The sequence below is a fragment of the Nonomuraea sp. NPDC049129 genome (genome assembly GCF_040648495.1).
In the GTDB taxonomy this organism is placed as follows: domain Bacteria; phylum Actinomycetota; class Actinomycetes; order Streptosporangiales; family Streptosporangiaceae; genus Nonomuraea.
Window position 1 is genome coordinate 61,297 of record NZ_JBEZDU010000015.1, and the last position, 23,097, is coordinate 84,393.

The window sequence follows — 23,097 nt, forward strand, 5'->3', positions numbered from 1 at the left end:
CTTCTGCGTTGGGCAGGCTTGCCCAGATCGGATACGATACGATTTGCATGAGGATGCAGGGCGTTTCGGGCATGTGTCAACCACGAATAGGGAAGTTCATTTGGAGGGGAGATGAGCGACTCGACGCCGGTGACGGGCGCGTCCGGCGGCTCGGGTTCCGACGAGCCGGCCAAGGTCAGCGTCCGTGAATCGGTCTTCCAGGCGCTGAAGGCCCGGCTCATGGATCACGATCTGGAGCCTGGGGCGAAGCTGTCGATCGACGGGCTCGCCCGCGAACTCGACGTGTCGCAGACGCCGGTCCGCGAAGCGCTCGCGCGTTGCGAGTCGGAGGGGCTCGTCGTCCGCCGGCCGAACACGGGCTATCTGGTGGCTCCCCTGCTCGACCGGGCCGCCCTTGACGACTTGTACGACGTTCGCCTGCTCCTCGAACCGTCCGCCGCCGCGCGTGCCGCACGGTACGCCACGGCCGCCGAGGTGAGCGCCATGCGGGGGTCGCTGGAGCAGATGATGTCACCGCTGGTCGGCGACACCTACGAGGCGTATCGCGGCTTCGCGGAACTGGACGCCCTGTTTCACAACGCGATCGCCGAGGCCAGTCGCAGCCCGCTCATCGCCGACACGCTGCGCAGGTTCCGCGCGCACACCCATGGTTACCGCCTCTACTTCCGCCACGGGATCGCCACTCACGCCGCCGATGAGCACCGTGCGGTGTTCGACGCCATCTGCCGCAACGATCCGGAGGCGGCGGCGAGCGCCATGACCGCCCACCTGGAGGCGTCGCGGTCACGCCTGACGAGCGCCTATGAAACCTGACCCGGCCAAGTCCGCGATCCCCTACCGTTTCCCGTTATGCGGGCTCCTGCGCTCACCACCGATCCGCTCGTTGGCCGGCACGGCTTAAAGCAACGCGTCGACGAGCTGACCGGCGCCGCGCGCACGGGACAGGGCGGCGCGCTGGTGCTGGAAGGCGAGGCGGGCATCGGCAAGAGTGCTCTGCTGGAGTACGCCCGCAACGCGGCGCCCGGGTTCCGGGTGGTCCGGACGTCCGGGTCGGAGTTCGAGCAGGAACTGCCGTACTCCGCGCTGCACCAGCTGTGCGTGCCGATGCTGAAGCACCTCGACGAGCTGCCGGACCGGCATCGCGACGCTCTGCGGGTGGCCTTCGGGCTGGCCGAGGGCACACCCGACCCGTTCCTCATCGGTCTGGCGGCCCTCGGACTGGTGACAGCGGCGGCCCGGGAGCGGCCCCTGATGTGCCTGATCGATGACGCGCAGTGGGTCGACAACGCGTCCGCGAGGGCGATGGTCTTCCTCACCCGCCGGATCGCCACGCGCTCGACGCGTAGACATCGCGGTACTCCAGCGACGGCATGACGCCCATCAGCTGCAGCCCGGCCAGCTGGTAGAGCCGCAGAGTCACGGCGGCGAACGTGAACGCGTAGTTGCGGACCATCCAGATGCGGTGCAACTGCACCTCGCGGCGGCGGATCGTCCGATACGCCTTGGCTGCCGTGTACAACCACGCCACGATCAGCCCGAAGAACGCGACCTGCAAGGTGGGGCCGCTCGGCGTCACCGCGAAGGAGTAGGCCGCCGCCATCGCGGCGGCCACGACCGAGATCAGGTACACCCGCCCCGTGATCCGATGCGCACGGGGGAAACGGGCCCGCAACCGCGGCACGAACTGCCACGGCCCGACGAGAAGTGCCGTGCCGGCGGGCACCGCGTGGAACACGAGACTCACGTAGTACCCCGGGATGCTCATGTCGAGACCCGGAACGGTCGTGCCGCCGACCAGATACGGCGGCACGAAGTAGGCCGTGATGCCGGTCGCCGGCACGGCGAGAAGACGGAGCAGATTGAGCAGGCCCTGGAGAGCATGCGCAACCAGGGCCGGGTCATCTCGGCGGTGAAGTCGTTCGTCGTCGGCCGGGACTACGGAGGCGATTTCGACTGGGGTGGAGTGTTCGTCATCGAGGACATCGACGGCTACTGGGAGTACCTGACGCATCCGGCGCACGCGCGCACCGACCAGCTCGGTATGCCGCTGGTCGAGAAGTATGACTCGTACGACATCACCGACGACGACCCGCAGATGGGAGCGAAGATCGCCGACCTGCACCGGCAGCGGTACGAAGGCGACCCCGAGCTGGCCGCGCTGGTGGGCATGCTGCCGTAGCCCGCGCGGTCGCCGCGATCAGGTGGCCTCGGCCGTGTCACGGTCGCGCCTACGGTCGCCGCCGTCGAGAAACGGTGACATGCGGCGGACAACTCGCGCACATTCGGCACCGATCGTGGTTCGTCATGGACGACGGATCTGGATTGCTGGGATGGCACCTGCGAGCGGCGCGTGAGAGGGCGTTCGCAGGGCGGGAGGAAGAGCTCGCGGTTTTCCAGGCGGCGTTGTACGGCGGCGGCTGCAGCGTGCTGTTCGTGCACGGTCCCGGCGGGATCGGGAAGTCGGCCTTGCTGCGGCGGTTCGCTCACCAGGCCGCAATGACGGGGCGGCCGGTGTCCATGGTGGACGGGCGCATGTCGGAGCCGTCGGCGGGGGCGTTCGAGGCTGAGGCGGAACCGGTCTTCCGTGATGCGGGGGCGGTGTTGCTGGTCGACTCCTTCGAATGCGTTCAGGGCTTGGAGGGATGGCTGCGTGAGCGGTTCCTGCCGCGGATGCCCGTGGGGGCGCTGGTGGTGATCGCGGGGCGCTACCCGCCGGATCTGCGCTGGCAGGCGGACCCGGGATGGGCGGGCGCGCTGGAGGTGCTGCCGCTGCGCGACCTGCGGGCCGGAGACGCGCAGGCCCTGATGGACTCCTGCGGGGTGCCGGCCGAGTCGCGTGCGCCGCTGTCGGCCTTCGCCGGTGGTCATCCGCTGGCGCTGCTGCTGGGGGCGGCTGTGGCGGTGAAGGACGGCGGGGCCGGCCGGCGGTGGACGCCGAGTCAGGACGTGGTGGCCACGTTGCTGGATCAGCTGGTGGGCGAGGTGCCTTCGGCGGCCCATCGGCATGCTCTGGAGATCTGCGCGCATGCGTACACGACCACGGAGGACCTGCTGCGGGCGGCCCTGCCGCAAGACGCCGGGACGTTGTTCCGGTGGTTGCGGCGGTTGCCGTTCGTGGAGTCGAGCGGTCTCGGGTTGTTTCCGCATGACGTGGTGCGGGAGGTGGTGGAGGCGGACCTGCGATGGCGGGATCCGGAGGGGTACGCGGTGATGCGCGAGCGCGTTCATGCGCATCTGGCGGACAAGGTGCGTACGGCGAGCGACGCGGACGTGCCCGGCGCGGTGGCGGCACTGCTCTACCCGCATCGCGGCAACGGGGCGCCGGCCGATTTCCATGGCCGCCACGACGAGGGCGAGTTCCAGGAAGAGGTGCTGCGCCAGGAGGACGTCGGCACGTTGCTCCGGGTGGCGACGGCGGCGGAGGGCGCGGCGTCCGCGCGCTGCGCCGCCTTCTGGGCGGAACGTCAGCCGGAGGCGTTCCGGCTGTATCGGCGGACCGAAACCGGCGAGCCCGTGGCCTTCTCCGCGTGGTTGCGGCTGGCGCAATTCGATGAGGAGGAGCTGACGGCCGATCCCATCGTGGCCATGGCGTGGGCGCACGCTCGTGCCACCACGCCGTTGCGCGCCGGTGAACATGTGGCGGTCGGCCGGCTGTGGACGCTGCCGACGTATCGCGGAAACTCGTCCCTGATGGAGGTGATCCGGTGGCGAGTGATCGGCGATTGTCTGCGGGCCGAGCGGATGGCCTGGTCGTACATCGCGGCACGGCATCCGGACCAAGCGTGGGCGGAGCGGTTGCGGCATTTCGGGATGCGTGACATCGCCGAGCGGCCGCGGCTGGGGGATGGCGCGTACACCCTGTTCGTCCATGACTGGCGCGCGGTGCCGGCGCGGGCGTGGCTGGAGCGGATGAACCGGCTGCTCGTCGCGGGGCCCGCCGACGGCCCGGATGCCGCGACGGCGGAGCTGGCGGTGCTGTCGCGGGCGGAGTTCGCCGAGGCGGTCCGCGAGGCGTTACGTCAGTTGTCGCGGCCGGACGCGCTGGCCGCTTCCCCACTGACGCGCACCAGGCTGATCGCCGAGCGGGCCGGGCGGGATCCGGCCGCGGCGCTGGGTGACCTGCTGCGCCAGGCGATCGACGACCTGCGTGCGGATCCGCGCTCGGTCAAGTTCCATCAGGCGCTGTCGGTCACGTTCCTGCGCGGCACGCCCACCCGGGAGCTGGCCGCGGAACGGCTCGGTCTGCCGTTCAGCACCTACCGCCGCCATCTGGCGGCCGGCATCGAACGCCTCCGCGCCGACCTGTGGCACCGGGAGCTGTATGGGGCACCGGCGTACCGATCCGCCTAAGAGTCGGCAAGAGCGAAGCCCGCCGCCGCCTCCGCGTGCAGCCGAGCGCTCGGCAGCACCGGGATGGCGCTGTCCTTCTCGCTGATCAGCAACTCGATCTCCGTGCAGCCGAGGACGACGCCTTCAGCGCCGTCGGCCGCGAGATCATCGATGATCCGGGCGTAGGCGTCCCTGGACGATTCCCGGAGCACCCCGCGCACCAGTTCGTCGAATATCACGTGATGGACCAGTTCCCGCTGCTCACGCCGCGGGACGACCACGTCGAAGCCATGGGCGGCCAGCCGATCCCGGTAGAAGGGCTCCTCCATGGTGAATCGCGTGCCCAGCAGGCCGACCTTGCGCATCCCCCTGGCGCGGATCTCGGTGCCCACGGTGTCGGCGATGTGCAGCACCGGAACGCTCACTGCCCGCTCCACGTCGTCGCTCACCCGGCTGAAGGTGTTGCTGCAGATGAGCAGGACCTCGGCGCCCAGATCCGCCAGTTTCCCGCCCGCCCCGGTCAGCAGCGTACTCACCTCGTCCCAGCGGTCGGCGAAGATGAGGTCCTCGACCCGCGTGTAGTCGACCGACCAGATGAGGCTGTCGGCGGAATGGCTGCCGCCGAGTCGCTCGCGTACCCGCTGGTTGATGATCTGGTAGTAGATCACCGTCGATTCCCAGCTCAACCCGCCGATAAGCCCGATAGTGCGCATGGAACTCCGTTTCATCTGAACAGTCACTGGGCCAGCGCACGGGCGCAGGCGCTGAGGCCGATCTCGCTGGAGGCCTTGACGAGCACCACGTCTCCCGGTTCGAGGAGCGAGGTGGCCAGCTTGATGGCCTCGGCCACGTCCTCGACGGTGTGGACGGCCACGCCCTGGTTCGAGGTCTCCGCCGCCCACGCCATCGCGAGCGGATCCCCGGCTCCGACCGTGATCAGCACGTCGAAGCGGAGGTCGGCGACGAGCCGGCCCATCTCCGCGTGGCGGGCGCGGGAGGCGTCGGCCTGCTGGCCCATCGCGCCGAGTATGGCGACGGTACGACGGGTGCCGGCCAGGGCCTTGACCGCCCGTAGCCCGGCCCGCATGGACTCGGGGTTGGCGTTGTAGGCGTCGTTGACGATGGTGATGCCGTCAGGTCGTTCGACGATCTCCAGCCGGCCCCCGGAGCGCCGCCGTGCGGCGGTCAGCCCATCGGCGATCTCGGCGACGCCCAGGCCGAGTGCGGTGGCGACGGCGGCGGCGCCCAGGGCGTTGCTCACCTGGTGCTCGCCTATGAGGTCGAGCTCGACCGGGGCACGGCCGGCGGGCGTCACCAACTCGAACGCGGTTCGCGCCCGGTCGGCCATCCGTACGCCTTCGGCTCGCACCCGCGCCCGCGCCGACCTGCCGTACAACAGGATCTGCGCCTTGGTGCGGCCGGCCATGCCCATGACGTACGGGTCGTCGGCGTTGAGCAGCGCGAACCCGTCCGCCGGAAGCGCCTCGACCAGCTCGCCCTTGGCCTCGGCCACGTCGGCCAGCCCGGCTCCCATACGCTCCAGATGCGCGGTGCCGACATTGAGCACCAGCCCGACCTGCGGAGGCGCGAGCCCGGTCAGGTACGTCAGGTCGCCCTTCCGGCCCGCGCCCATCTCCAGCACCAGGTATCGGGTGGTGGCGTCGGCACGCAGCACGGTGAGCGGCAGCCCGAGCTCGTTGTTGAACGACCTGTCGGTGGCGACCGTCGCGGCGCGCCGTTCGAGCACCTGGGCCAGCAGGTCCTTGGTCGTGGTCTTGCCCACCGAGCCGGTCAGGCCGATCACGATCGGGCTGACGCGTTCGAGCAGGTGCCTGGCCAGCAGGCCGATCGCGAGCTGGACGTCCTCGACCACCAGGGCGGGCACGCCGACGGGCCGTGCGGCCAGCACGGCGACGGCGCCGGCCGCGATGGCACCGGCCGCGTAGTCGTGACCGTCGACGCGGGCGCCGGCCGTCGCGGCGAACAGGCCGCCGGGCACCACCTCGCGGGAGTCGACCGCCGCGGGCGCCGTGACCAGCGCCCGCGGGTCGGGCACGTCATGCGGGCTCGCGCCGACGACCTGCGCGATCTCGTTCAGCGTCATGGCGATCATGAGCCGCTCCTGGCGAACGCGAGGTCGATCAGGCGGCGCAGCAGGTCAGGGTACGGGACACCGCTCGCGGCCCAGGACCTTGCGTAGACGGAACGGGAGGTGAAGCCGGGCATGGTGTTGATCTCCAGTACGTACAGGCGTCCCGTGTCCTCCTCATAGAGGAAGTCGACCCGGGACAGGCCGTAGCCACCGATCGCCCGGAAGGCGCGCAGGGACAGCTCGCGCGCCTCCTCGGCCACCCGTTCCGGCAGCACGGCGGGGATGGTGGCGATCTCGGCCTGGCTGAGGTATTTGGCCTCATAGTCGAGCCAGTCGCCGGGCACGATGAGCTCACCGCACACCGAAGCATCCGGCGTGTCATAGCCGCCGAGCACGCCGCAGATGACCTCGCGCGCGGTCACGCCCTGCTCGACGATGACCACCCGGTCGTAGGTCAGCGCCAGCTCCACGCCCGCGCGCAGCTCCTCCATGGAGGTGACACGTGAGATGCCGATGGAGGAGCCCAAGCTGGCCGGTTTGACGTACATCGGCCAGTCGAGCGACTTCACCAGACCCCAGTAGTCGGTGGCGGTGCGCCATTCGTGCTCGGTGAACCACACATGCGGGGTGATGGGAATGTCCTCCGCCAGGAACACGCGCCGCATCGCGACCTTGTTCATGGCCACGGCGGAGGCCATGACGCCGCAGCCCACGTACGGGATGCCCAGGGTCTCCAGGTGCCCCTGGACGACGCCGTCCTCGCCGAACGGCCCGTGCAGCACGGGGAAGACCACGTCCGCCAGATCGCGTCGCAGCTCCACCGGCCACCTGCCCTGCCGGTCGATGATGACGGCGACGGGCTCGTACAGATCCCTCGGCAGAGCATCGAGCACAGCCTGCGCCGACTGCAGCGACACCTCGTGCTCGGCGGACGGCCCACCCGCCAGCACGGCCACGCGTACGCGTTCGGTCAAGATCACTCAGCCTTTCCTCAGCGGCACGGCGACAGCACGGTGTCCGCCGTCGTAGAACCAGCCCGCCGAGTCTCGGCTCTTCGCCTGATCACTTCCCAGGCCATTCGCTGCCCAGTTCCTGACCAAAGCGCGCCCGCGGTGTGCCGCTACGCCCTCACCGCCTCCGCACCCGCCCAAAGCCATCGGCCGCTCGGCGCAGTCCCCGACCTGCCCGTTACCGCCGGTTGAGCCGAAGGTGCGTGGTTCATCCTCGTTTGTAGGTTGGGCTTAGGATCGGCGGCATGGCGTTGCGACTTGTTCAGGTGAATTTCAAGGCTCGGGATGACTCGGCGCTCGGCCGGTTCTGGGCGGACGCGCTCGGCTGGGGTCTTTCCAGCGAGGGACCCGGCGTGACCAACCTCGAACCCGAGGGCTTCTCCTGGCCGGACCCCGACGCCTTCTACATCGATCTCGTCACCGTCCCGGACCCCGAAACGGTGAAGTACCGCGTACACCTCGACCTCGCCACCACCTCCGCCGCCCATCAGGCGGAGCTGGTCGCGCGCCTGAAGGAGCTCGGCGCGACACCCGCCGACGTGGGCCAGGGCGACGTCCCGTGGACGGTTCTGGCCGACCCGGAAGGCAACGTGTTCTGCGTGCTGGAGCCTCGGGAGATCTACCGGGACACCGGGCCGATCGCCGCGATGGTGGTCGAGTGCGCCGATCCGCGGGCCATGGCCCGGTTCTGGGGCGAGGCGACGGACTGGACCGTGCACGAGGTCACCGACGATCATGCGCGGCTGCGCTCCGCCAAGGGTGTCGGCCCCTATCTTGAGTTCCTCCGCAGGCCCGGCGTGCCGACCGTGTGGAGCCGCATCCATATCGACCTGCTGCCCGACCCCATTGACGAGCAAGCGGCGGAAGTGGCCCGGCTGCGGACCCTCGGCGCGACGCCCGCCGATGTCGGCCAGGGCGACGTCCCATGGAAGGTCCTGGCCGACCCGGAAGGCAACGAGTTCTGCGTCCTCGGCCGGGCCTGACCCTGGCGGTCGCGCCCGCCTGGGTCAGCGAGGTTGGAGGTCCACTCGCGAGGCCAGGCCGGGATAGGGAGGTCATGCCGGTCACGGCCATCTGGGCGCAGCCCAGCCCGATGGGGGTTACCTCGAGTTCAGTTCTGCCGAGCCTGCGTTTGTCGACCATGTCCTTCTCCGAGCCGGCCTCAGTCGGTGATCACGGGGCAGCGGTGGATCCACTCGCCGGTGTGCGCGGCCTGGTGCATGAAAGCGGCCACGTCGGCCCGGCTGATCGTCACGAGCAGCCGGTCATCGCCCTGCGCGACGCCGGCCTGCTGCGCGAGAAGATCCTCTGCGTTCACGGCACGCGCGGGCGAAGCACTGGCCAAGGTCGCCCTGGGCGCCGTCACACCACCGCTAGGGCGTCATGAAGCGCTCGCTTTCCGGCCGCTGGGGGCCTGGAAGCCGGTCAGGCCGGGTGTGTCGTCCGTGGTCAAGACGATCTGGTTGAGCACCAGCCCGGCCTCACGAGGCGCCAGCGAGATCGTGTGCTCACCCGGCCCGAGCGCCAGCGCGGCCGCGGCGACGCTCGTGCTGCCGTACCACGTCTCGAACCCGGTCTCCGGCCCGGACTTGTTCGACTGGTATCTCCATTGCCCGTCGACGAGCACGTGGTAGGAGTCGGCGTCGGCGTTCGGGTTGCTCGTGTTGACGAACAGGTAGTACGTGCCACCGGTCTGGATATCGACGGTGAAGTCGAGCCGCGGTGGTGCTCCCGCCGCGGAGCTCCCGTTGACCTTCTGTGTCGGGCCGGCCTTGAACAACGCTTCGGCCTGGGCCGCCGAGGTCGCCAGCCACTGCGCCTTCGCACTGGCGTCGGCCGGCGGGACGACCTGGAGACCGTTACGGGCCAGCGCCCAGCCGTGCGTGCCGTTGTTGCTGTCGCCCGCATTGGCGGCAGCGCTCTTCTCCAGGGCGTCGGCCGCGTCGAAGACGACCGAACCGTTCCGCTCCAGATAGGCGCCGACCGGCCCGCCCGCGGCTCTGCTCACCGTGACAGGCGCCACCCAGGCCTCACCACCGGCGGCGGTGATGGACAGCTCGGCCTTCCCGGCTCGGTGCCCGGTGACCCGTACCTGACCGTCCTTCACCGCGACCGACGCAGCGGTCTCGTTGTCGGACTCCGCGGCCGCCACATCCCGTACACCCGTGATCGTGCTCGTCTCGCCCACCGACGTCTGGATCGCGGGCAGCCGCCGGAGCTTCGGCATCGCGTCAGGAAGAGGCGCCACGGTGGCCTTCTGGGGTGCGGCGATGTTGTTCGGGCTCTCGGGCGGGCCGACCAGGCCGTCACCGGCGGCGCCGGCGCGGGTCTCGATGATGATCCGGTCGAAGAGGATCGCCGCGTCCGAGCGGTAGACCACGAGGTCGTGCCAGCCCGGTGTGGTCACGTCGATGGTGAAGTTCAGGGGTTCGATTTGACGCATGATGTTGAAGCCCCAGGGGCTGGTGCTCGTACCGGCGACAGAGTTGCCGCGCAGCAGGCCGGGCGCCTGGTCGTCGAGCCCGATCGCCGTACGCGCGGTTCGCGGCGTGCCGTCGTCCTCTGTGCCTTCGTTCAGGGTGGGAATGCGGTAGAAGGTCCCGGCGAACTTCCCGGTGGAGGTGAAGTAGACCCGGTATCTCAGGCGGGCGGTCGTCTCGAAGCCGGAGTCGACCCGGGGCGCGATCTCCGGGAAGCCGCCCATCGACGCCCCGCGCTGACCCACGCCCTCAAGGGGGGCCCACCGGCTCCCGTCGGCGCCGGGCGCGTTCTCGGCGAAGTGCTCGGCCTCGAGGGCCACGTATCCGTTGGCCTCCAGGTGCCCGCGCTCGGCATGGCGCAGGTCCACGGCCGCCCGCGCCGCGTCGACCGTGAACGTCGCGACCGGGTCGCCGACCTTGGCTCTGTTGACGGCGTTGAAGACCCGGATCGTCCCCGTCGCGGCCGGGTGGTTCTTGGTGACCGTCACCGTGACCCGTTGCTCTGTCGCGGTCGTGCCCGAGCGCTGCGAAAGGATGATCCACCGAGCGTCCGCCTCGGCGACCCACTCCTGCGGTCTGGCCACGTCGTCGCGGGAGAACACGTCGAAGAACCGCTTGTCGTCGGGCGCGGCCGAGTTGAACGTCAGCGTGCCACGGCCAGGGTCCTTGCTCCCCTCGGCGGCGGCGCCCACCGCGTCGGCCGGTGTGGCCACCCGGGCATACCGGTCGTTGGTCAGCATGACCGTGCCCTCGTTCGGGAAGCCTTCGGGATGGCTGTGGCCGATGGCGTGGTCCCACTTGCCGCCGCTGATCGTGTTCCAGTAGTCCTCGTCGGTGAAGATGCGCTCACGGGCCTGCTTCGAGAGCAGCTCATAGCTTCCCGCGCTGGCGTAGCGGCCCTGGGCGGCGGCGAGCTGGTTCTTCCAGTAGTAGCCGATCTGCTCGGCCATGTTCCGGTAGGACCGGACCCGGTGGAGCACCTGCTGATAGAACGCCGAGCGATAGCGCGGGTCGAGCTTCGCGGAAACACCTTCGAGAATCGCCACCAGTTTGTTGGACTCGTTGATGTAGCGCTGGAGCTCATCCCCGTCCGAGGTGGCGCTGAACGGGAAGACCTGACCGTTGTGGATCCTTCCCGAGCTCGCGTTGGAGGAGTTGATCTCCCCCCAGAACTCGGCGCGCTTGGTGCTCTCGAGCGCGTCGAACCTTTCCAGCGCGCCGGCGACCGCGGCGGCGTCGTCGCCCTTCAGCCGGAAGTCTTCCCGCCCCTGCTCGGTGAGGAACTTGCTCCCGATGTTCGTGTCGTCATAGCCCTTGACGTCCCACGCGAGCTTGGCGAACAGGTCGAGCTTGATCTCGCCGGGCTTGATGTCCCCGACGTTGAGGATCCAGTAGCGCCCCGCGCCGGAGTTCCACGCCCGGTGCAGCTGCTGCACCATCAAGGACATCGGCGTGGAGTTCAGCCACAGATAGCTCTTCGGCTCGCCCCAGTAGGAGATGTGGTAGTAGACGCCGTTCCCGCCGGACCGGGCGGCTTCGGTACGGGTGGGCACCTGGCGCAGGTAGCCCTGGTTGTCCTCGGCCCACATCAGGGTCACGTCGCCGGGGATGTAGTTCTTCAGCCCGGCGTTGTAGAGATCGTTCATCTCCTTGTAGGGGATGAACACCTGCGGCACGGCGTCGGCGCTGCCGTAGACCGCCGCGATCAGCTTGCGCTGCTCGCTGATGACGTCGGCCAGCATCTCGATCTTGTCCTTGAACCCGTACGGGTTGCCGGGCGTGAACACCGGATCGCTGTCGTGCACACCGCGGATGCCCAGGGCGAGGATGTTCTCGAAGCCGGAGTTGGCGACCACCCGCTGGCGCCAGTACTCCAGGATCGCGGGCTTGTTGATCGAATAGTCGTAGGCCGCCACGGCGTCCGCGCCCTTGATGTCGAGCGCGTCCTTGTTGCGGTCGTACCACTGCCGCCACTCCCCCTCGTTGTTGCGCAGCATCAGCTCCGCGTGAGAGGAGGAGGCGACCACGCCGAACGCCGACGCCTCGCGAGCGTTGATGGGTGTCCCGTTGTCGTACGTCCCGGTGTCGGTGACCGCGTTGAACGCCCTCGATGCCAGGTGCATCGCCGGCCATAACGTGTTCAGCTTGAGCCGCAGCATCAGCTCATAGACGTGCCGGTAGTAGTTGACATCAGGTGTGCCGTTGCCGGTGGGGAACTTCTTCTTCGCCCACGCGACGGTGCGTTCTTCGTCGTTGATGAAGATTCCGCGGTACTTGACGTCCGGCCCGTCGTCGACCCGGACCTTGCCTTTGACCTCGATGTCGTCGCGCCGCTTGACCGGCATGTCGCTGTACCAGTACCAGGGCGAGACGCCGATCTCCTCGGAGATCGAGTAGATCCCGTAGATCGTCCCGCGGGCGTCGCTGCCCGCGATCACCAGTGCGTTGCCGACCCCGGGGAGCGGGTTCTTGATGGTCTTGGTCGCGTACGCCTCCCACTTGCCCTTGATCCCGGCGGCCTCGTCGAACTTGCCGGCTGCGACGATCGCGTCGATCAGCCGGCTCTGACCGAGCTGGCCGACGATGATCGCGGTCTTCTGGCCCGCGGCCTTGGTCTGCAGGGCCGGGAGCTTGCGCTGGTCGGCCTTCGCCAGCCGCGCTTCCCTGGCGGGCGTGTCGTCGACGAACAGGCTCTGCACCTCAACGGGATCGATCGCCCCGCTCACCATGGCGACATCCTGGCGCAGGTCTTGGACCGCGCGGCGCACCTGCGTGTAGTCCCGATCGGCGTGCTCGCCGCCATAGGACGGGTCGATCAGGATCGGAGCGGTCGTACGCCCATCGAAGATGGTGAAATCGGTCGATGACGCCTGCGCCGGCGTCACCCCCACCCACGTCAGCGACGCGGCCAGCAGAGCGCCGATCGTCACAGCCACGGACCATCGCCTGGCCCGACCCGCGATGTGCTGCAGTCTCTGTCCGGGCTGCGACATCCCTCGCTCCTCTCGCCCGACACGGCACGATGTGGCCGGCATGATCGGAACGTAGGTACCCCACGACAATTTCTGCAAGGTGTTGCCAGAATTTCATTCTCGTGACTAGATGCGTCCGTGGAGCCCACGATCTTTGACGTCGCGCGAGCCGCCGGCGTGGCCGCGTCGACGGTGTCCCGGGCGTTCAACAAGCCCGGCCGGGTCAACGAGGCGACGCGACAGCGGATCATCGCCACCGCCGCGCAGCTCGGCTACCAGCACAGACCGCAGAACCGCGCTCTCGCGGGGGTCCGCCACCGCACCGTCGCCATGGTGCTCTCCGACATCACCAATCCCCACTTCTTCGAGCTCATCCGCGGCGCGGAGCAGCGCGCGAAGGCGTCCGACGTCACGCTGGTGATCGTCAACGCCGAGGAATCCCGGCGCATCGAGGAGAACCAGATTCGCGGCCTGGCGGCCAGCGTGGACGGGTTCGTGCTGGCCTCCAGCCGACTCGACGACGAGGTCCTGCGCGACCTCGCCAAACTGCACCGGATCGTGCTGTTCAACCGGGAGCTGCCCGGGTTGACCAGCGTGACGTTCGACACCGGCGCCGGCTGTCAGCAGATCCTGGAACACCTGGCCTCGCTCGGGCATCAGGGCATCACCTACTGCGCCGGGCCGCCCAGCTCCTGGATAGGTGCGGCGCGCTGGGCCGCGCTGAGCGCCGGGGCCGAAGCGCACGGTCTGACGGCACACCGGATCGGTCCGTACGCCCCCAACGTCGCCAACGGCGGAGCCGCCGCCGACGGAGCACTGCGCACCGGTGTGACGGCGGTCGTGGCTCACAACGACCTCCTGGCGATCGGAATCATCCGACGTCTCGCCCAGCGCGGGGTCCGAGTCCCGGCCGACATCAGCGTGATCGGGTTCGACGACATCTTCGCCGCCGACTTCGTCCATCCCTCGTTGACCACCCTGGCCGGGCCCGGCTCGCATGCCGGTCGGCTCGCGGTAGAGCTCCTGATCGAGCGGCTCGCCGCACGATCACAACGCGAGGGCGAGGCGATCCGCCTGCCTACCGAGCTGGTACTCCGCGAGTCGTCCGGCCCAGCGAAGTGCCTTCCCAGCAAATGAGGTGTGCATGAAGCGAGCGGACGCGGCGCGGAGAACGCTCCTCGCGATGACGGCGGCCGTCGTCCTCTTTGGAGGCACCGCGGCGGTCCCCGCCCAGGCCGCGGAGCTCGCGCCCGGCGCCCTGGCCGAGGTCGGCGAGGCGGATGCTCAGGTGGTGTCGTCGCCGGACGGCGATCTGCGGGTCGCGGTCACCACCGTGGACGGGCGGCTCATGTACAGCGTGAACAGCCACGGCAAGACTCTCGTCGGCGCGTCAGGGCTCGGCCTGGATCTCGCCGGACGCCCCAGCCTCACGCGGGGCATGAGCATCGCGTCCGTCGAACGGCGCACGCTCAACGAGACGTGGAAGCCGCTCTGGGGGACATCGAGCAAGGTCAGGAACCACGCGAGCGAGCTCACTGTCCACGCGGTCCAGGCCGGCACGGGGTTCAGGCTCGATCTGGTGTTCCGGGTCTTCGACGACGGGGTCGGCTTCCGCTACCACTTCCCCGGCCAGAGCGGTCTGGACGCCTACACCGTCACCGCCGAGCAGACCGAGTTCGCCCTCGACCCCGCCGCGCGGAGCTGGTCGATCGCCGCGGGCAAGACCTGGTCCGCCGACGAGCAGCACTACCGCGACCTCCCCCTGTCCGGCGTCGCCACCGCCCAGACCCCCATCACCGCCGCGCCCGCCGCCGACTCGTACGTGGTGGTGCACGAGGCCGACCTGACCGACTACCCCAGCATGACGCTGAAGGCGGTGCCCGGCCGGCCCGGCGTGTTCTCCAGCGACCTGATCGCCCTGCCCGACGGCACAAAGGCCAGGCTGAACGGCGAGTTCGCCACGCCCTGGCGCACCCTGACCGTGGGTGAGCGGCCCGGCGACCTGGGCGAGTCCCATCTGATCGAGAACCTCAACGACGCGTGCGCGTTCTGCGGCGACACCTCCTGGATCAAGCCCGCGACGTACGTGGGCGTCTGGTGGGAGCTCCAGCGCAGGGACACCACCTGGACCGCCGGGCCCAAGCACGGCGCGACCACCGCACGGGTCAAGCAGTACATCGACCTGGCCAGGCAGGCGGGCGCGAAGTTCGTGCTGGCCGAGGGCTGGAACGCCAACTCCGGCGGCTCCTGGTCGGGCCAGGACTTCCTGAGCCCGCAGGCCGACTTCGACCTGCCCGAGGTGCTCCGGTACGCCGCCGACAACGGCATCGGGTACATCGCCCACAACGAGACCCGCGGCGATATCGACTACTACGACCAGAATCTGGAGAAGATCTTCTCCCGGTACGAGGAACTCGGCATCCACGCGGTCAAGACGGGCTACGCCACGAAATTCCTGCTCGGCGGCGTCAACCGCAGCCACTACGACCAGGAGGCCGTCCGCCACTACCAGCGGGTGATCGACGCGGCGGCCCGGCACCGCATCACGATCGACGCGCATGAGGCGATCAAACCCACCGGCCTGGCGCGCACCTACCCGAACATGATGACGGGCGAGGGCGTCGCGGGCCTGGAGCAGCAGAACTACATGGGCGTCAACGGCAACCCGCCGGCACAGGCCACGATCCTCCCCTTCACCCGATTCATCGGAGGACCCGCCGACTACACGCCCGGCGTCCTGAACGTCACCTGGGACCCGGCCCGGCTCGGCACCCGCGTCCAGACCACCTCGGCCGCGCAGCTCGCGCTGTACCCGACGTTCTTCAGCCCGATGCAGATGCTCGCCGACACCCCCGAGAACTACGCCGCCCACCCCGAATTCGCCTTCCTCAAGAACATGCCTGCCACGTGGGACGAGACCCGTGTCCTGGACAGCGTCATCGGGGACTACACCGTGACGGCCCGTCGCGACGGCGGCACCTGGTACCTCGGCGCGATCACCGACGAGAACGACCGGACCCTCCAGGTCCCGCTGTCGTTCCTCCCCCAAGGCACCTTCGTGGCGGAGACCTACGCCGACGCCCAGGAGACCACCTGGAAGGGCGACCCGCTGCCCGTCGAGATCCGCAAGACGCTGGTCCGATGGTGACCTGGCTGCGCACCAACAAGGTCCTGCTGCCCGGCGTGACCACGCCGGGCCGGCTGGTCGCCCGGGTACGCGATGAGGCCACCGACCGGCTCTACAACACCCTGTACGGGATTCCGTCGCCGCGCCAGCGGGTGATCCCGCAGATGCTGCTGGAGGTGCCCGTCGGCAGGCGCGCCTCAGACCTGGAGCGCTGGCGCAAGAGTCCGGCTGCGACATCGGGCAAGAACCTGGAGAAGGCGCTGGAGCGCGCGGCGGAGATCCTCGGGGTGGGACTGGGGGCCATGCCGCTGCCACCTGAGGTGCCGCACCGGAGGATGGTGGATCTGGCCCGCTACGGCATGCAGGCCACGGCGAGCACCCTGCGCCGCCACGGGCCCTCCCGTCAGCTCGCCGAGGCGGTTGCGGCGGTGACCGAGATGGTGCCGCCACCCGACGTCGACCCCGCGCTGGTGACAGGGTTCGAGCGCCTCGACGCCGCCTACGCCGCGGCCGCCGAGCAAGAACACGTCGATTGTCGGTGACCGCCCTGACCTTCTCGGGCTCCGGTAGGTTTCGCACTGCTGCGGTATGATTTGGACGGTTTGCTAGTTGGCAATCTCTCGACTCACCCGGGAGCCGAGGTGGCTCTGCCCGTTCATCCCGTCCGGCCAGGCGTCGACGATCAGCCGGCCGGCGGCGCTCTCTTACGCCTTCAGGTCCTGGGCCCGTTGCGGGTGTGGCGCGATGGTGTCGAACTGGATGCCGGCCCCCGGCAACAGGCTTATCTGCTGGCCCTGCTTCTGGCCCGGGTAGGCAGGCCGGTCAGCACGAGCGAGCTGATCGACCTGGTCTGGGACCACGAGGTCCCCAGCAGCGCGCTCAACATCATCCACAAACACGTCGGCGCATTGCGGCGGCTGCTCGAACCCGCGACCCCCGCCCGTAAATCCGGCTCATACCTGCACCACCGCGGCGGCTCCTACCAGTTCACCGCCGCCCCCGGCACCCTGGACCTCCACACCTTCCGGGAACTCGTCGAGACCGCCAAGGCGGCCCTGGCACGGCAACGCCTGGAAACGGCGCTCGATCGCTATGTCGAAGCGCTTGGCCTCTGGCGGGGCCGTGCGGGCGACGGGTTCACGCACCGATCGACCGCGCTGCCGACCTTCGCCGCCCTCGACGACGAGTTTCACGCCGCGTGCACCGAAGCGGCCGAACTGGCGGTGTCGCTGGGCCGACCGGCGGGGGTGCTGCCGGCGTTGCAGCTGGCCGCATCGATGGCGCCGTTCCACGAACCCGTACAGGCCGGCCTCATCTCCATCCTCGGGGCGGCGGGACGCCAGGCGGAGGCACTGTCGGTGTTCCGCGAGGTCCGCGCCCGCCTTGCCGACGAGCTCGGTATCGATCCTGGCCCGGAGCTGCGAGCCGCACACCTGCGAGTGCTGTCGCAGCCCTCGGCGTCGCCGCTCGTGGCGCGTACGGACGGCGGGGATGACGGCGCGTCGGCGCGAACGACAGCCGGGCTGGTCGGCCGGGCCGAGGAACTCGCCCTACTGCGGCAATCCGTCGAGATGGCGTTCACCGGCCGCCCAGCGCTCCGTATCGTCGAAGGCGAGCCGGGCGTAGGCAAGACCCGCCTGGTACGAGAGATCGCCACCGAAGCGAGCCGGCGTGGCGCGCTGGTCGTCTGGGGTTCATGCCTGGAAGGCGACGGAACACCGTCGATGTGGCCTTGGGAACAGACGCTCCGCCCGATTCTCGACAGCCTGCCCGCGCCGCTGCGGGAGAAGTGGCTCGCCAGTGAGCTCGGCAGTCTCCTGGAATCGCGAGACGACTACGCCGCCGCGCCGGCCATTCCCAACAGCGGTGCCCAGTTTCGCCTGTTCGAGCAGGTTGTCACCGCCGTTGGGCAGGCCTCGGCGCAACAGCCCACGCTGCTGATCGTCGATGACCTCCAATGGGCCGACGCCGCCTCGCTCCAGCTGTTCGGCCACCTGACGGCCCGGCTACCCGCCGGCACGGTGATCATCGGTGCGCTACGCGATCGCGCACCCACACCCGGCTCTGATCTGTCGCGGGTCCTGGCCGCGGCCAGCCGGCTGCCCGGCCACCGCAGGATCCGGCTCGGCCCGCTCGGCTTGACCGACGTGACCGAGCTCATCCGCCGCGAGACCGGCCACGATCCCGGTGCCGAAGTCGCCCGCGGCATCCATGCCCGCACCGCCGGCAATCCGTTCTTCGTCCAGGAGCTGTCCCGGCTGCTCAGCGACGGCGGCTCGCTCGGCGACGGCGGCGCGTCAGTACGGGCCGGGGTGCCGGCCACCGTGCGAGACGTCGTCCGCGATCGGATGTCCGGTCTCGACGACAGCGCTCACGGCCTGCTGCGCATCGCCGCGGTCATCGGCCGCGACGTGGACCTCGACCTGCTCGCCCGCGCGATCGGCGTCGATGTCGCGGACTGCCTCGAACGCCTCGAACCGCTGCAAGCACTCGGTCTCCTGGAGACCAAGCCGGAAGACCCGTTCTCGTGGCGCTTCGCGCACGACCTGGTCCGCGAGTCGGTCACCGAGACCATTGCGCGGCGGCAGGCCGTCCAGCTGCATCTGCGCGTCGCCGACGCCCTCGAACACATCCATGCGGACGACGAGTCCGTCGCCGAACGCCTCGCCTACCACCTGCGGGGTGCCGGCCCCCTGGCCGACCCGGTTCGCACCGCGGAGGCACTGGCGCGCGCCGGTCGCCGCGCGGCGACCAAGCTCGCGTTCGCGGCCGCCTATCGGAACCTGGAATCGGCCGTCCAGATCGCCCGGACGGCAGGGCTGCTGGAGCTGGAACTGTCCGTCCTGTCGCTGCTCAACCTCCTGGCCGTCGAGCCCCCGGGAATGGGCGGCTCGACGTTCGATCTGCTGGAACGGGGCGCATATCTTGCCCGCAGACTCGGCCGCGAGACGGCCGAGGCCGAGTTTCTCTTCGTTCGGATGACCGGGGCCTACGTCTCCACCGAGAAAGACCGTGGGGTGTGGGCTCGCCGGCTGCATGAGCAAGGCCAGGCGTCCGCGGACCCGATCATCCAGGCGTACGGCCGGCAGGCCTGGGGCCTGTACCAATGGGACATCGGCGACATCGGCGCGGCGTATCAGTGTTTCAGCTGGGTAGGCCGTACCACTGCGGACGGCATTGCCTCGCTGCTCGCGAACTCGGCCGACCCGCACCCGGGGCCGGCTCAGGAAAGCATGTACCACCTTGCCAGCCGGGTCGGGGGCGTCCCGGCTCGACGCCGCGACGACCTCGGACGTTGGCGGATCCAGGATGAGTGGGTCGGTTATCTGGCCGTGATCACCACGTTGCATGGGGATGTCGAGACGGGGCGGTCCCTGCTCGGCACGGTGTACCAGGCCGAGGGAGACCCCTTTGAGATGTCGGGCTGGACCCGCTACCAAACCATGGCCGCCACGATGGCCGGTGACACGACCTGGACGATGCACGCGACCGAGCGATGGGTCGCGGCCAGCGCCGACCGTCCCGGCGTCGCGCAGGAAGCCTACATATGGCTGGACTGGTACTGGGCCCGTGCCCTCACCGGCGACGACCCTGCCGGCACCGCGGCCAAGGCCGAACATCTCCTGGCCGCGACCCTGCTCGACCCGCCGAGATGGGGCCTCGCCTACTGGTACGGACTGATCGCCGAGATGTGGCTGGCAGCCGAGATGCCCGACAAGGCCGCGACCGCCCTCGACCGGGCCGACCAGGCCGTCCAGGCCCACGGCCAACGCTATGCCGAAGGACTTCTCCTGTTGCTGCGCGCCCGCCTGCTGCACGCCCGCGGCGAACCCGTCGACGTCGTGCGAGCCGCCGCCGACGAAGCCCGCGCCCGATCCGGCGAACGCGGGGCCCACCTCTTCGCCCGCCGCGCCGAGAGGTTCCTGGCCGATCTCGACCAGAATCCGGCAGGACGTTGATCGCGATGCGGCGAGATGGGGTCGGCTAAGCGTCGGCCATTCGCGTTGTGTTGCGGACAGGCCCAGGCCGGCCAAGCCGGCCGCGGTGTCCAGGATCGTCTCCTCGATCGGCCGGGGCCGCCAGCCCAGAACCTCAGCGGAAAGAGCCCGCCATTCCGGAGCTATAGAAAGCACCTTCCTCGCGGCGAACCCCACCGCAGCGTGACCGGCGCGTTCAGTTACAGCCACGCCTACAGTCCGGCACCTGCGGAAACGCTCTTGCGAGACGCCTTCGAAGGAAAATCACGGTAAGCCGATCGGCTCAGATCTGCTGACGGGACTTTTCGTTCCGATGTTCGTCACGCCCCGCTACGACATGGGCGGACTCAGATATGGAGGGTGGGCCGGTAGATGAGCTCTTGGGTACGGCCGTCGAGCGTCCGGCTCTCGATCAGCTCGAGGTCGAAGTCGGCCGCATTCTGGAAGATCGGGTCCGCTCCGGTCTGGCCGGTGATCACCGGGAAGAGCGTCACCTGGACGCGGTCGACCAGACCGGCGGCCATCAGCGCCCGGTTCATCGACAGGCTGCCGTGTGAGCGCAACGGCACCTCGGACTCCTCCTTGAGCCGGGCGACGACGTCCACGGCGTCGCCGCTCACGACGGTCGCGTCCGGCCAGTCGAGGGGTCCTCTCAGTGTGGTCGACACCACGGTTGCGGGCAGGTTCCTCATCCGGGTGACCCATGGGTCACGTACGTCGGAGTCCTCGGTGCTCGAGGCCAGCATCCGCGCGAACGCCCGATACGTGTTGGCCCCGAAGACCATCCGCTGTTCCTCGCTGTGCAGGGCGAGGCGGTGCTCCAGCAACTCGGGGCCTTGCTTGCCCCAGTAGCCGCCCCAGTTGCCGCCGGCGGCACCGAAGCCGTCGAGGCTCATAAAGACGTCGAAGGTGTAGGTAGCGGTCATGGTGCTCTCCTCGAATGCGGGATCGGGTGTGTGGAGCAGGTCACGAGGTCCGGTCAGGTGACGTCGGTGCGGCGAGCTCGGCCAGGTGGCGCAGCGAGTTGATGAGATGCTCGGGGCCGAAGGGCGGGAACTGGATGTACTCCCGCCTGAACTGCGGCACCGCCGACCAGTCGTAGGTGAGCGTGACCTCGGTCTCGGACGGACCGAGCGGCGTAAGGTCGTAACGCCAGATCCAGCCGCCGAGCTCCAGGCGACCGTCCTCCCCCTCCGTCCCCGTCAGCCAGCCGATGGCGCGCGGCGGGTCGAGCACCGCGACCTTGTTGGCCACCCGGTAGTCACCGTCTGGGTGCTTCGCGTGATACATGGCCATCCGGAGAACCTGCCCCACCTCGGTCAGCGGCGCCCGGTCGGCAGGCTCCTGAACCCAGCCGGTGCCATCGATCGCGGCATGGGCCGCCGGGTCCGCCAGCACCGCGAACACCCTCGCGGCGGGCGCGGCGACGGTCAGTGTGGCGCTCACGTTCTCCTGGTCCATGGTGTGCACGCTCCTTGCCTTCTCATCTCGGCGAGTACCGGCCCGTCGCCGGTCTCTCATCTTGGCTACGAACGGGCTCGACGCCATCCGACACCCACCGCGGAAAAAATCAGAAGACGTACTCGGGGCATGACGGGCATCCGACGGAAAACCCATGCCACCCCCTGCCGTGTTGACCTGACCTCAGCTCCGAGTGTGTCGCGCGGGCCAGGGGCGACGGTGGAAAGCCAAGGCGGCGGCCAGGCAGGCGACGGGTATGACGGGCAGCACGTACCGGTGATCGAAGTCCAGGACCGCGACCGGGCCGATCAGCAGGCCCATCGCCACGGCCCACGGCAGCAGCGCCACGCGGGGCCGCCGCACCGCGGCGACCGCGCCGAGCAGGAGGATCAGGCCCAGGAACGGGCCGCGCAGGTAGGCGGCGTACTGGTAGGCGATGAGGAAGTCCGCGTACGGAGACACCGACGACAGACCGCGGATGGCCGGGTCGTACTCCCGTTTGACCTTGTCGATCAGTGGCTGGTCGGGCAGTTCCCAGTGCCCGCTGCTGAAGCCGAACGCCGGGGTGGTGCGGTCGGGGTGCGGGATCGGGGTCCAGGAGAAGGCGATGGCGGTGTCGCGTACGACGTCGACCAGGTAGTCCAGCGGCTGGGCGAGGATCGCGTCGATCGCGAACGAGCGGGCGAGGTCGTTGTGCGTGAACCGGTCGCCGGGCAGCAAGTTGAGCGAGGCCCCGGGGGCCCACACGTACTCGGAGGCCGCGTCCACCTTCGTCCCGTTGGGGCACAGGCGGGCCACATCGGATGGCGGCTGGATGCGGACGCAGTCGGCGAAGGTCATCGTGCGGGCCCACAGGGCGACGCCGTCGGCGCCGCTGATGGCGAAACGGCTGTGGTGCTGGGCGTACCAGGCGGCGTAGCCGGCCAGAGGCAGGGAACCGGCCAGGACCAGCGCGGCCAAAGGCCGCCATCCCACGCGCCGTACGGCCAGCACGAGCACGACGAGCAGCAGCAGCGGCAGCGCGATCGTCCTGGTCAGCGCGGCCGTGGCGAACAGCAGGCCCGCTCCGGCGGCGGCACGCACGGACAACCGCGGCGACCACATCAGCACCGCCAGCCCGGCCACGACAAGGAAGATGAACTGTGTGTCGGACAGGACGGCATGCTCCAGCCGCAGGAAGGAGGCGTCGAACAGGAGCGGTACCGTCGCCGACGCCGCCACCCAGCCGGGCGCCGACCTGCGGCGCAGCACCGCGTACAGCAGTATCCCGGTGCTCAGGCCGATGGCGTGCTGGACGGCCGCGACCAGCTCCACGCTGTGGAACGGCAGCAGCGCCCGCAGCAGCAGCGGATAGCCGATCGGATGAAACGTCGCCGACGGAGCCGGGTGCACGGCGGTGTCGAGGTAGGTGAAGGAGTCGTACCAGTAGAGCGTGACGGGGCGATAGCCGAGCATCGTCACCACCCGCAGCGCGGCGGCCAGGAGCAGCAACGCGGCGAAGAATCGGTGGTCGGCGAGGCGGCGCTGCGAGGGCAGCGCCGCGCGGGTGTCGGTGAGCACGCGAAATCCGATCGTGGCGGCATGACAGGGGTCCGCGCATGCCGAGGACAACGCATGGCGGTGATGAGGGCGCGCGCTCAGCCGCGCGC

Annotated in this window: 18 protein-coding genes; 9 read left to right on the top strand and 9 right to left on the bottom strand. The window is 69.5% G+C overall.

Annotation, left to right across the window (positions count from 1 at the left end; all coding sequences use genetic code 11):
- The first annotated feature begins 111 nt into the window (after positions 1-111).
- Together AB0B64_RS37640 and AB0B64_RS37645 are read left to right on the top strand one after the other, a co-directional pair.
- A complete protein-coding gene (locus tag AB0B64_RS37640; RefSeq protein ID WP_358183658.1) occupies positions 112-813 on the top strand; it encodes a GntR family transcriptional regulator in 702 nt (233 codons plus the stop codon).
- 36 nt (positions 814-849) lie between these two features.
- Positions 850-1,374: an ATP-binding protein gene (locus AB0B64_RS37645; RefSeq protein WP_358183661.1), complete on the top strand. Its 525-nt coding sequence runs from the start codon at positions 850-852 to the stop codon at positions 1,372-1,374.
- On the opposite strand, the gene AB0B64_RS37650 is transcribed toward AB0B64_RS37645, so the two are convergent.
- Positions 1,313-1,840 (bottom strand): DUF2306 domain-containing protein, encoded by a 528-nt coding sequence (locus tag AB0B64_RS37650; protein ID WP_358183663.1) that lies wholly within the window; start codon positions 1,838-1,840, stop codon positions 1,313-1,315. The two genes, AB0B64_RS37645 and AB0B64_RS37650, sit on opposite strands and share 62 nt — an antisense overlap.
- Between AB0B64_RS37650 and AB0B64_RS37655 the strand changes: the two genes are divergently transcribed.
- Both AB0B64_RS37655 and AB0B64_RS37660 read left to right on the top strand, forming a co-directional pair.
- Positions 1,727-2,179: a Dabb family protein gene (locus tag AB0B64_RS37655; RefSeq protein ID WP_358183666.1), complete on the top strand. Its 453-nt coding sequence runs from the start codon at positions 1,727-1,729 to the stop codon at positions 2,177-2,179. The genes AB0B64_RS37650 and AB0B64_RS37655 overlap by 114 nt on opposite strands.
- A gap of 125 nt (positions 2,180-2,304) precedes the next feature.
- Entirely contained in the window at positions 2,305-4,350 is a 2,046-nt protein-coding gene (locus AB0B64_RS37660; RefSeq protein WP_358183669.1) for an ATP-binding protein, read from the top strand.
- On the opposite strand, the gene AB0B64_RS37665 is transcribed toward AB0B64_RS37660, so the two are convergent.
- From AB0B64_RS37665 to AB0B64_RS37675, 3 genes are read right to left on the bottom strand one after another with little or no spacing between them, the layout of a single operon-like run.
- Entirely contained in the window at positions 4,347-5,042 is a 696-nt protein-coding gene (locus AB0B64_RS37665) for an aspartate/glutamate racemase family protein (RefSeq protein ID WP_358183672.1), read from the bottom strand. The genes AB0B64_RS37660 and AB0B64_RS37665 overlap by 4 nt on opposite strands.
- Before the next feature lie 23 nt (positions 5,043-5,065).
- Entirely contained in the window at positions 5,066-6,442 is a 1,377-nt protein-coding gene (murF, locus tag AB0B64_RS37670) for a UDP-N-acetylmuramoyl-tripeptide--D-alanyl-D-alanine ligase (RefSeq protein WP_358183675.1), read from the bottom strand.
- Positions 6,439-7,401, bottom strand: coding sequence for a D-alanine--D-alanine ligase family protein (locus AB0B64_RS37675; RefSeq protein WP_358183678.1), 963 nt, complete (start codon positions 7,399-7,401; stop codon positions 6,439-6,441). The genes murF and AB0B64_RS37675 overlap by 4 nt, the downstream gene beginning before the upstream one ends.
- A gap of 275 nt (positions 7,402-7,676) precedes the next feature.
- Between AB0B64_RS37675 and AB0B64_RS37680 the strand changes: the two genes are divergently transcribed.
- Positions 7,677-8,414, top strand: coding sequence for a VOC family protein (locus tag AB0B64_RS37680; RefSeq protein ID WP_357956463.1), 738 nt, complete (start codon positions 7,677-7,679; stop codon positions 8,412-8,414).
- A gap of 179 nt (positions 8,415-8,593) precedes the next feature.
- Here AB0B64_RS37680 and AB0B64_RS37685 read toward each other — a convergent pair whose 3' ends face one another.
- Both AB0B64_RS37685 and AB0B64_RS37690 read right to left on the bottom strand, forming a co-directional pair.
- Entirely contained in the window at positions 8,594-8,749 is a 156-nt protein-coding gene (locus AB0B64_RS37685; protein ID WP_358183683.1) for a hypothetical protein, read from the bottom strand.
- A gap of 63 nt (positions 8,750-8,812) precedes the next feature.
- The gene (locus AB0B64_RS37690; protein ID WP_358183686.1) at positions 8,813-12,841 is read right to left on the bottom strand and encodes a glycosyl hydrolase 115 family protein; all 4,029 of its coding nucleotides are present in this window, start codon (positions 12,839-12,841) and stop codon (positions 8,813-8,815) included.
- Between the two features lie 180 nt (positions 12,842-13,021).
- On the opposite strand from AB0B64_RS37690, the gene AB0B64_RS37695 reads away from it, so the two are divergent.
- From AB0B64_RS37695 to AB0B64_RS37710, 4 genes are all read left to right on the top strand, one after another.
- Positions 13,022-14,020, top strand: coding sequence for a LacI family DNA-binding transcriptional regulator (locus AB0B64_RS37695; protein WP_357956470.1), 999 nt, complete (start codon positions 13,022-13,024; stop codon positions 14,018-14,020).
- A gap of 7 nt (positions 14,021-14,027) precedes the next feature.
- Complete coding sequence (locus AB0B64_RS37700; protein WP_358183689.1) at positions 14,028-16,031, top strand: glycoside hydrolase family 97 protein; 2,004 nt, start codon at positions 14,028-14,030, stop codon at positions 16,029-16,031.
- On the top strand, positions 16,025-16,552 hold the full coding sequence (locus AB0B64_RS37705; RefSeq protein WP_357956474.1) for a hypothetical protein: 528 nt from the start codon (positions 16,025-16,027) through the stop codon (positions 16,550-16,552). Before AB0B64_RS37700 ends, AB0B64_RS37705 begins: the two co-directional genes overlap by 7 nt.
- 99 nt (positions 16,553-16,651) lie before the next feature.
- Positions 16,652-19,969 (top strand): BTAD domain-containing putative transcriptional regulator, encoded by a 3,318-nt coding sequence (locus AB0B64_RS37710; protein WP_358183693.1) that lies wholly within the window; start codon positions 16,652-16,654, stop codon positions 19,967-19,969.
- Between the two features lie 365 nt (positions 19,970-20,334).
- Here the strand turns inward: AB0B64_RS37710 and AB0B64_RS37715 are convergent, their stop codons facing one another.
- The 3 genes from AB0B64_RS37715 to AB0B64_RS37725 all read right to left on the bottom strand — a co-directional run bounded on the left by AB0B64_RS37715 (position 20,335) and on the right by AB0B64_RS37725 (position 23,008).
- Positions 20,335-20,913, bottom strand: coding sequence for a dihydrofolate reductase family protein (locus AB0B64_RS37715; RefSeq protein WP_357956478.1), 579 nt, complete (start codon positions 20,911-20,913; stop codon positions 20,335-20,337).
- Between the two features lie 40 nt (positions 20,914-20,953).
- Positions 20,954-21,448, bottom strand: a complete 495-nt coding sequence (locus AB0B64_RS37720) for an SRPBCC family protein (protein ID WP_358183696.1) — start codon at positions 21,446-21,448, stop codon at positions 20,954-20,956.
- Between the two features lie 183 nt (positions 21,449-21,631).
- Positions 21,632-23,008 (bottom strand): hypothetical protein, encoded by a 1,377-nt coding sequence (locus AB0B64_RS37725; RefSeq protein ID WP_358183699.1) that lies wholly within the window; start codon positions 23,006-23,008, stop codon positions 21,632-21,634.
- Positions 23,009-23,097: the final 89 nt, after the last annotated feature.

Excerpts from the sequence above, each read along its gene's own strand:
- AB0B64_RS37640 (WP_358183658.1), top strand. The coding sequence starts at position 112 with ATGAGCGACTCGACGCCGGTGACGGGCGCGTCCGGCGGCTCGGGTTCC.
- AB0B64_RS37645 (WP_358183661.1), top strand. The coding sequence starts at position 850 with ATGCGGGCTCCTGCGCTCACCACCGATCCGCTCGTTGGCCGGCACGGC.
- AB0B64_RS37660 (WP_358183669.1), top strand. The coding sequence starts at position 2,305 with ATGGACGACGGATCTGGATTGCTGGGATGGCACCTGCGAGCGGCGCGT.
- AB0B64_RS37665 (WP_358183672.1), bottom strand. The coding sequence starts at position 5,042 with ATGCGCACTATCGGGCTTATCGGCGGGTTGAGCTGGGAATCGACGGTG.
- murF (WP_358183675.1), bottom strand. The coding sequence starts at position 6,442 with ATGATCGCCATGACGCTGAACGAGATCGCGCAGGTCGTCGGCGCGAGC.
- AB0B64_RS37680 (WP_357956463.1), top strand. The coding sequence starts at position 7,677 with ATGGCGTTGCGACTTGTTCAGGTGAATTTCAAGGCTCGGGATGACTCG.
- AB0B64_RS37700 (WP_358183689.1), top strand. The coding sequence starts at position 14,028 with ATGAAGCGAGCGGACGCGGCGCGGAGAACGCTCCTCGCGATGACGGCG.
- AB0B64_RS37705 (WP_357956474.1), top strand. The coding sequence starts at position 16,025 with ATGGTGACCTGGCTGCGCACCAACAAGGTCCTGCTGCCCGGCGTGACC.
- AB0B64_RS37715 (WP_357956478.1), bottom strand. The coding sequence starts at position 20,913 with ATGACCGCTACCTACACCTTCGACGTCTTTATGAGCCTCGACGGCTTC.
- AB0B64_RS37720 (WP_358183696.1), bottom strand. The coding sequence starts at position 21,448 with ATGGACCAGGAGAACGTGAGCGCCACACTGACCGTCGCCGCGCCCGCC.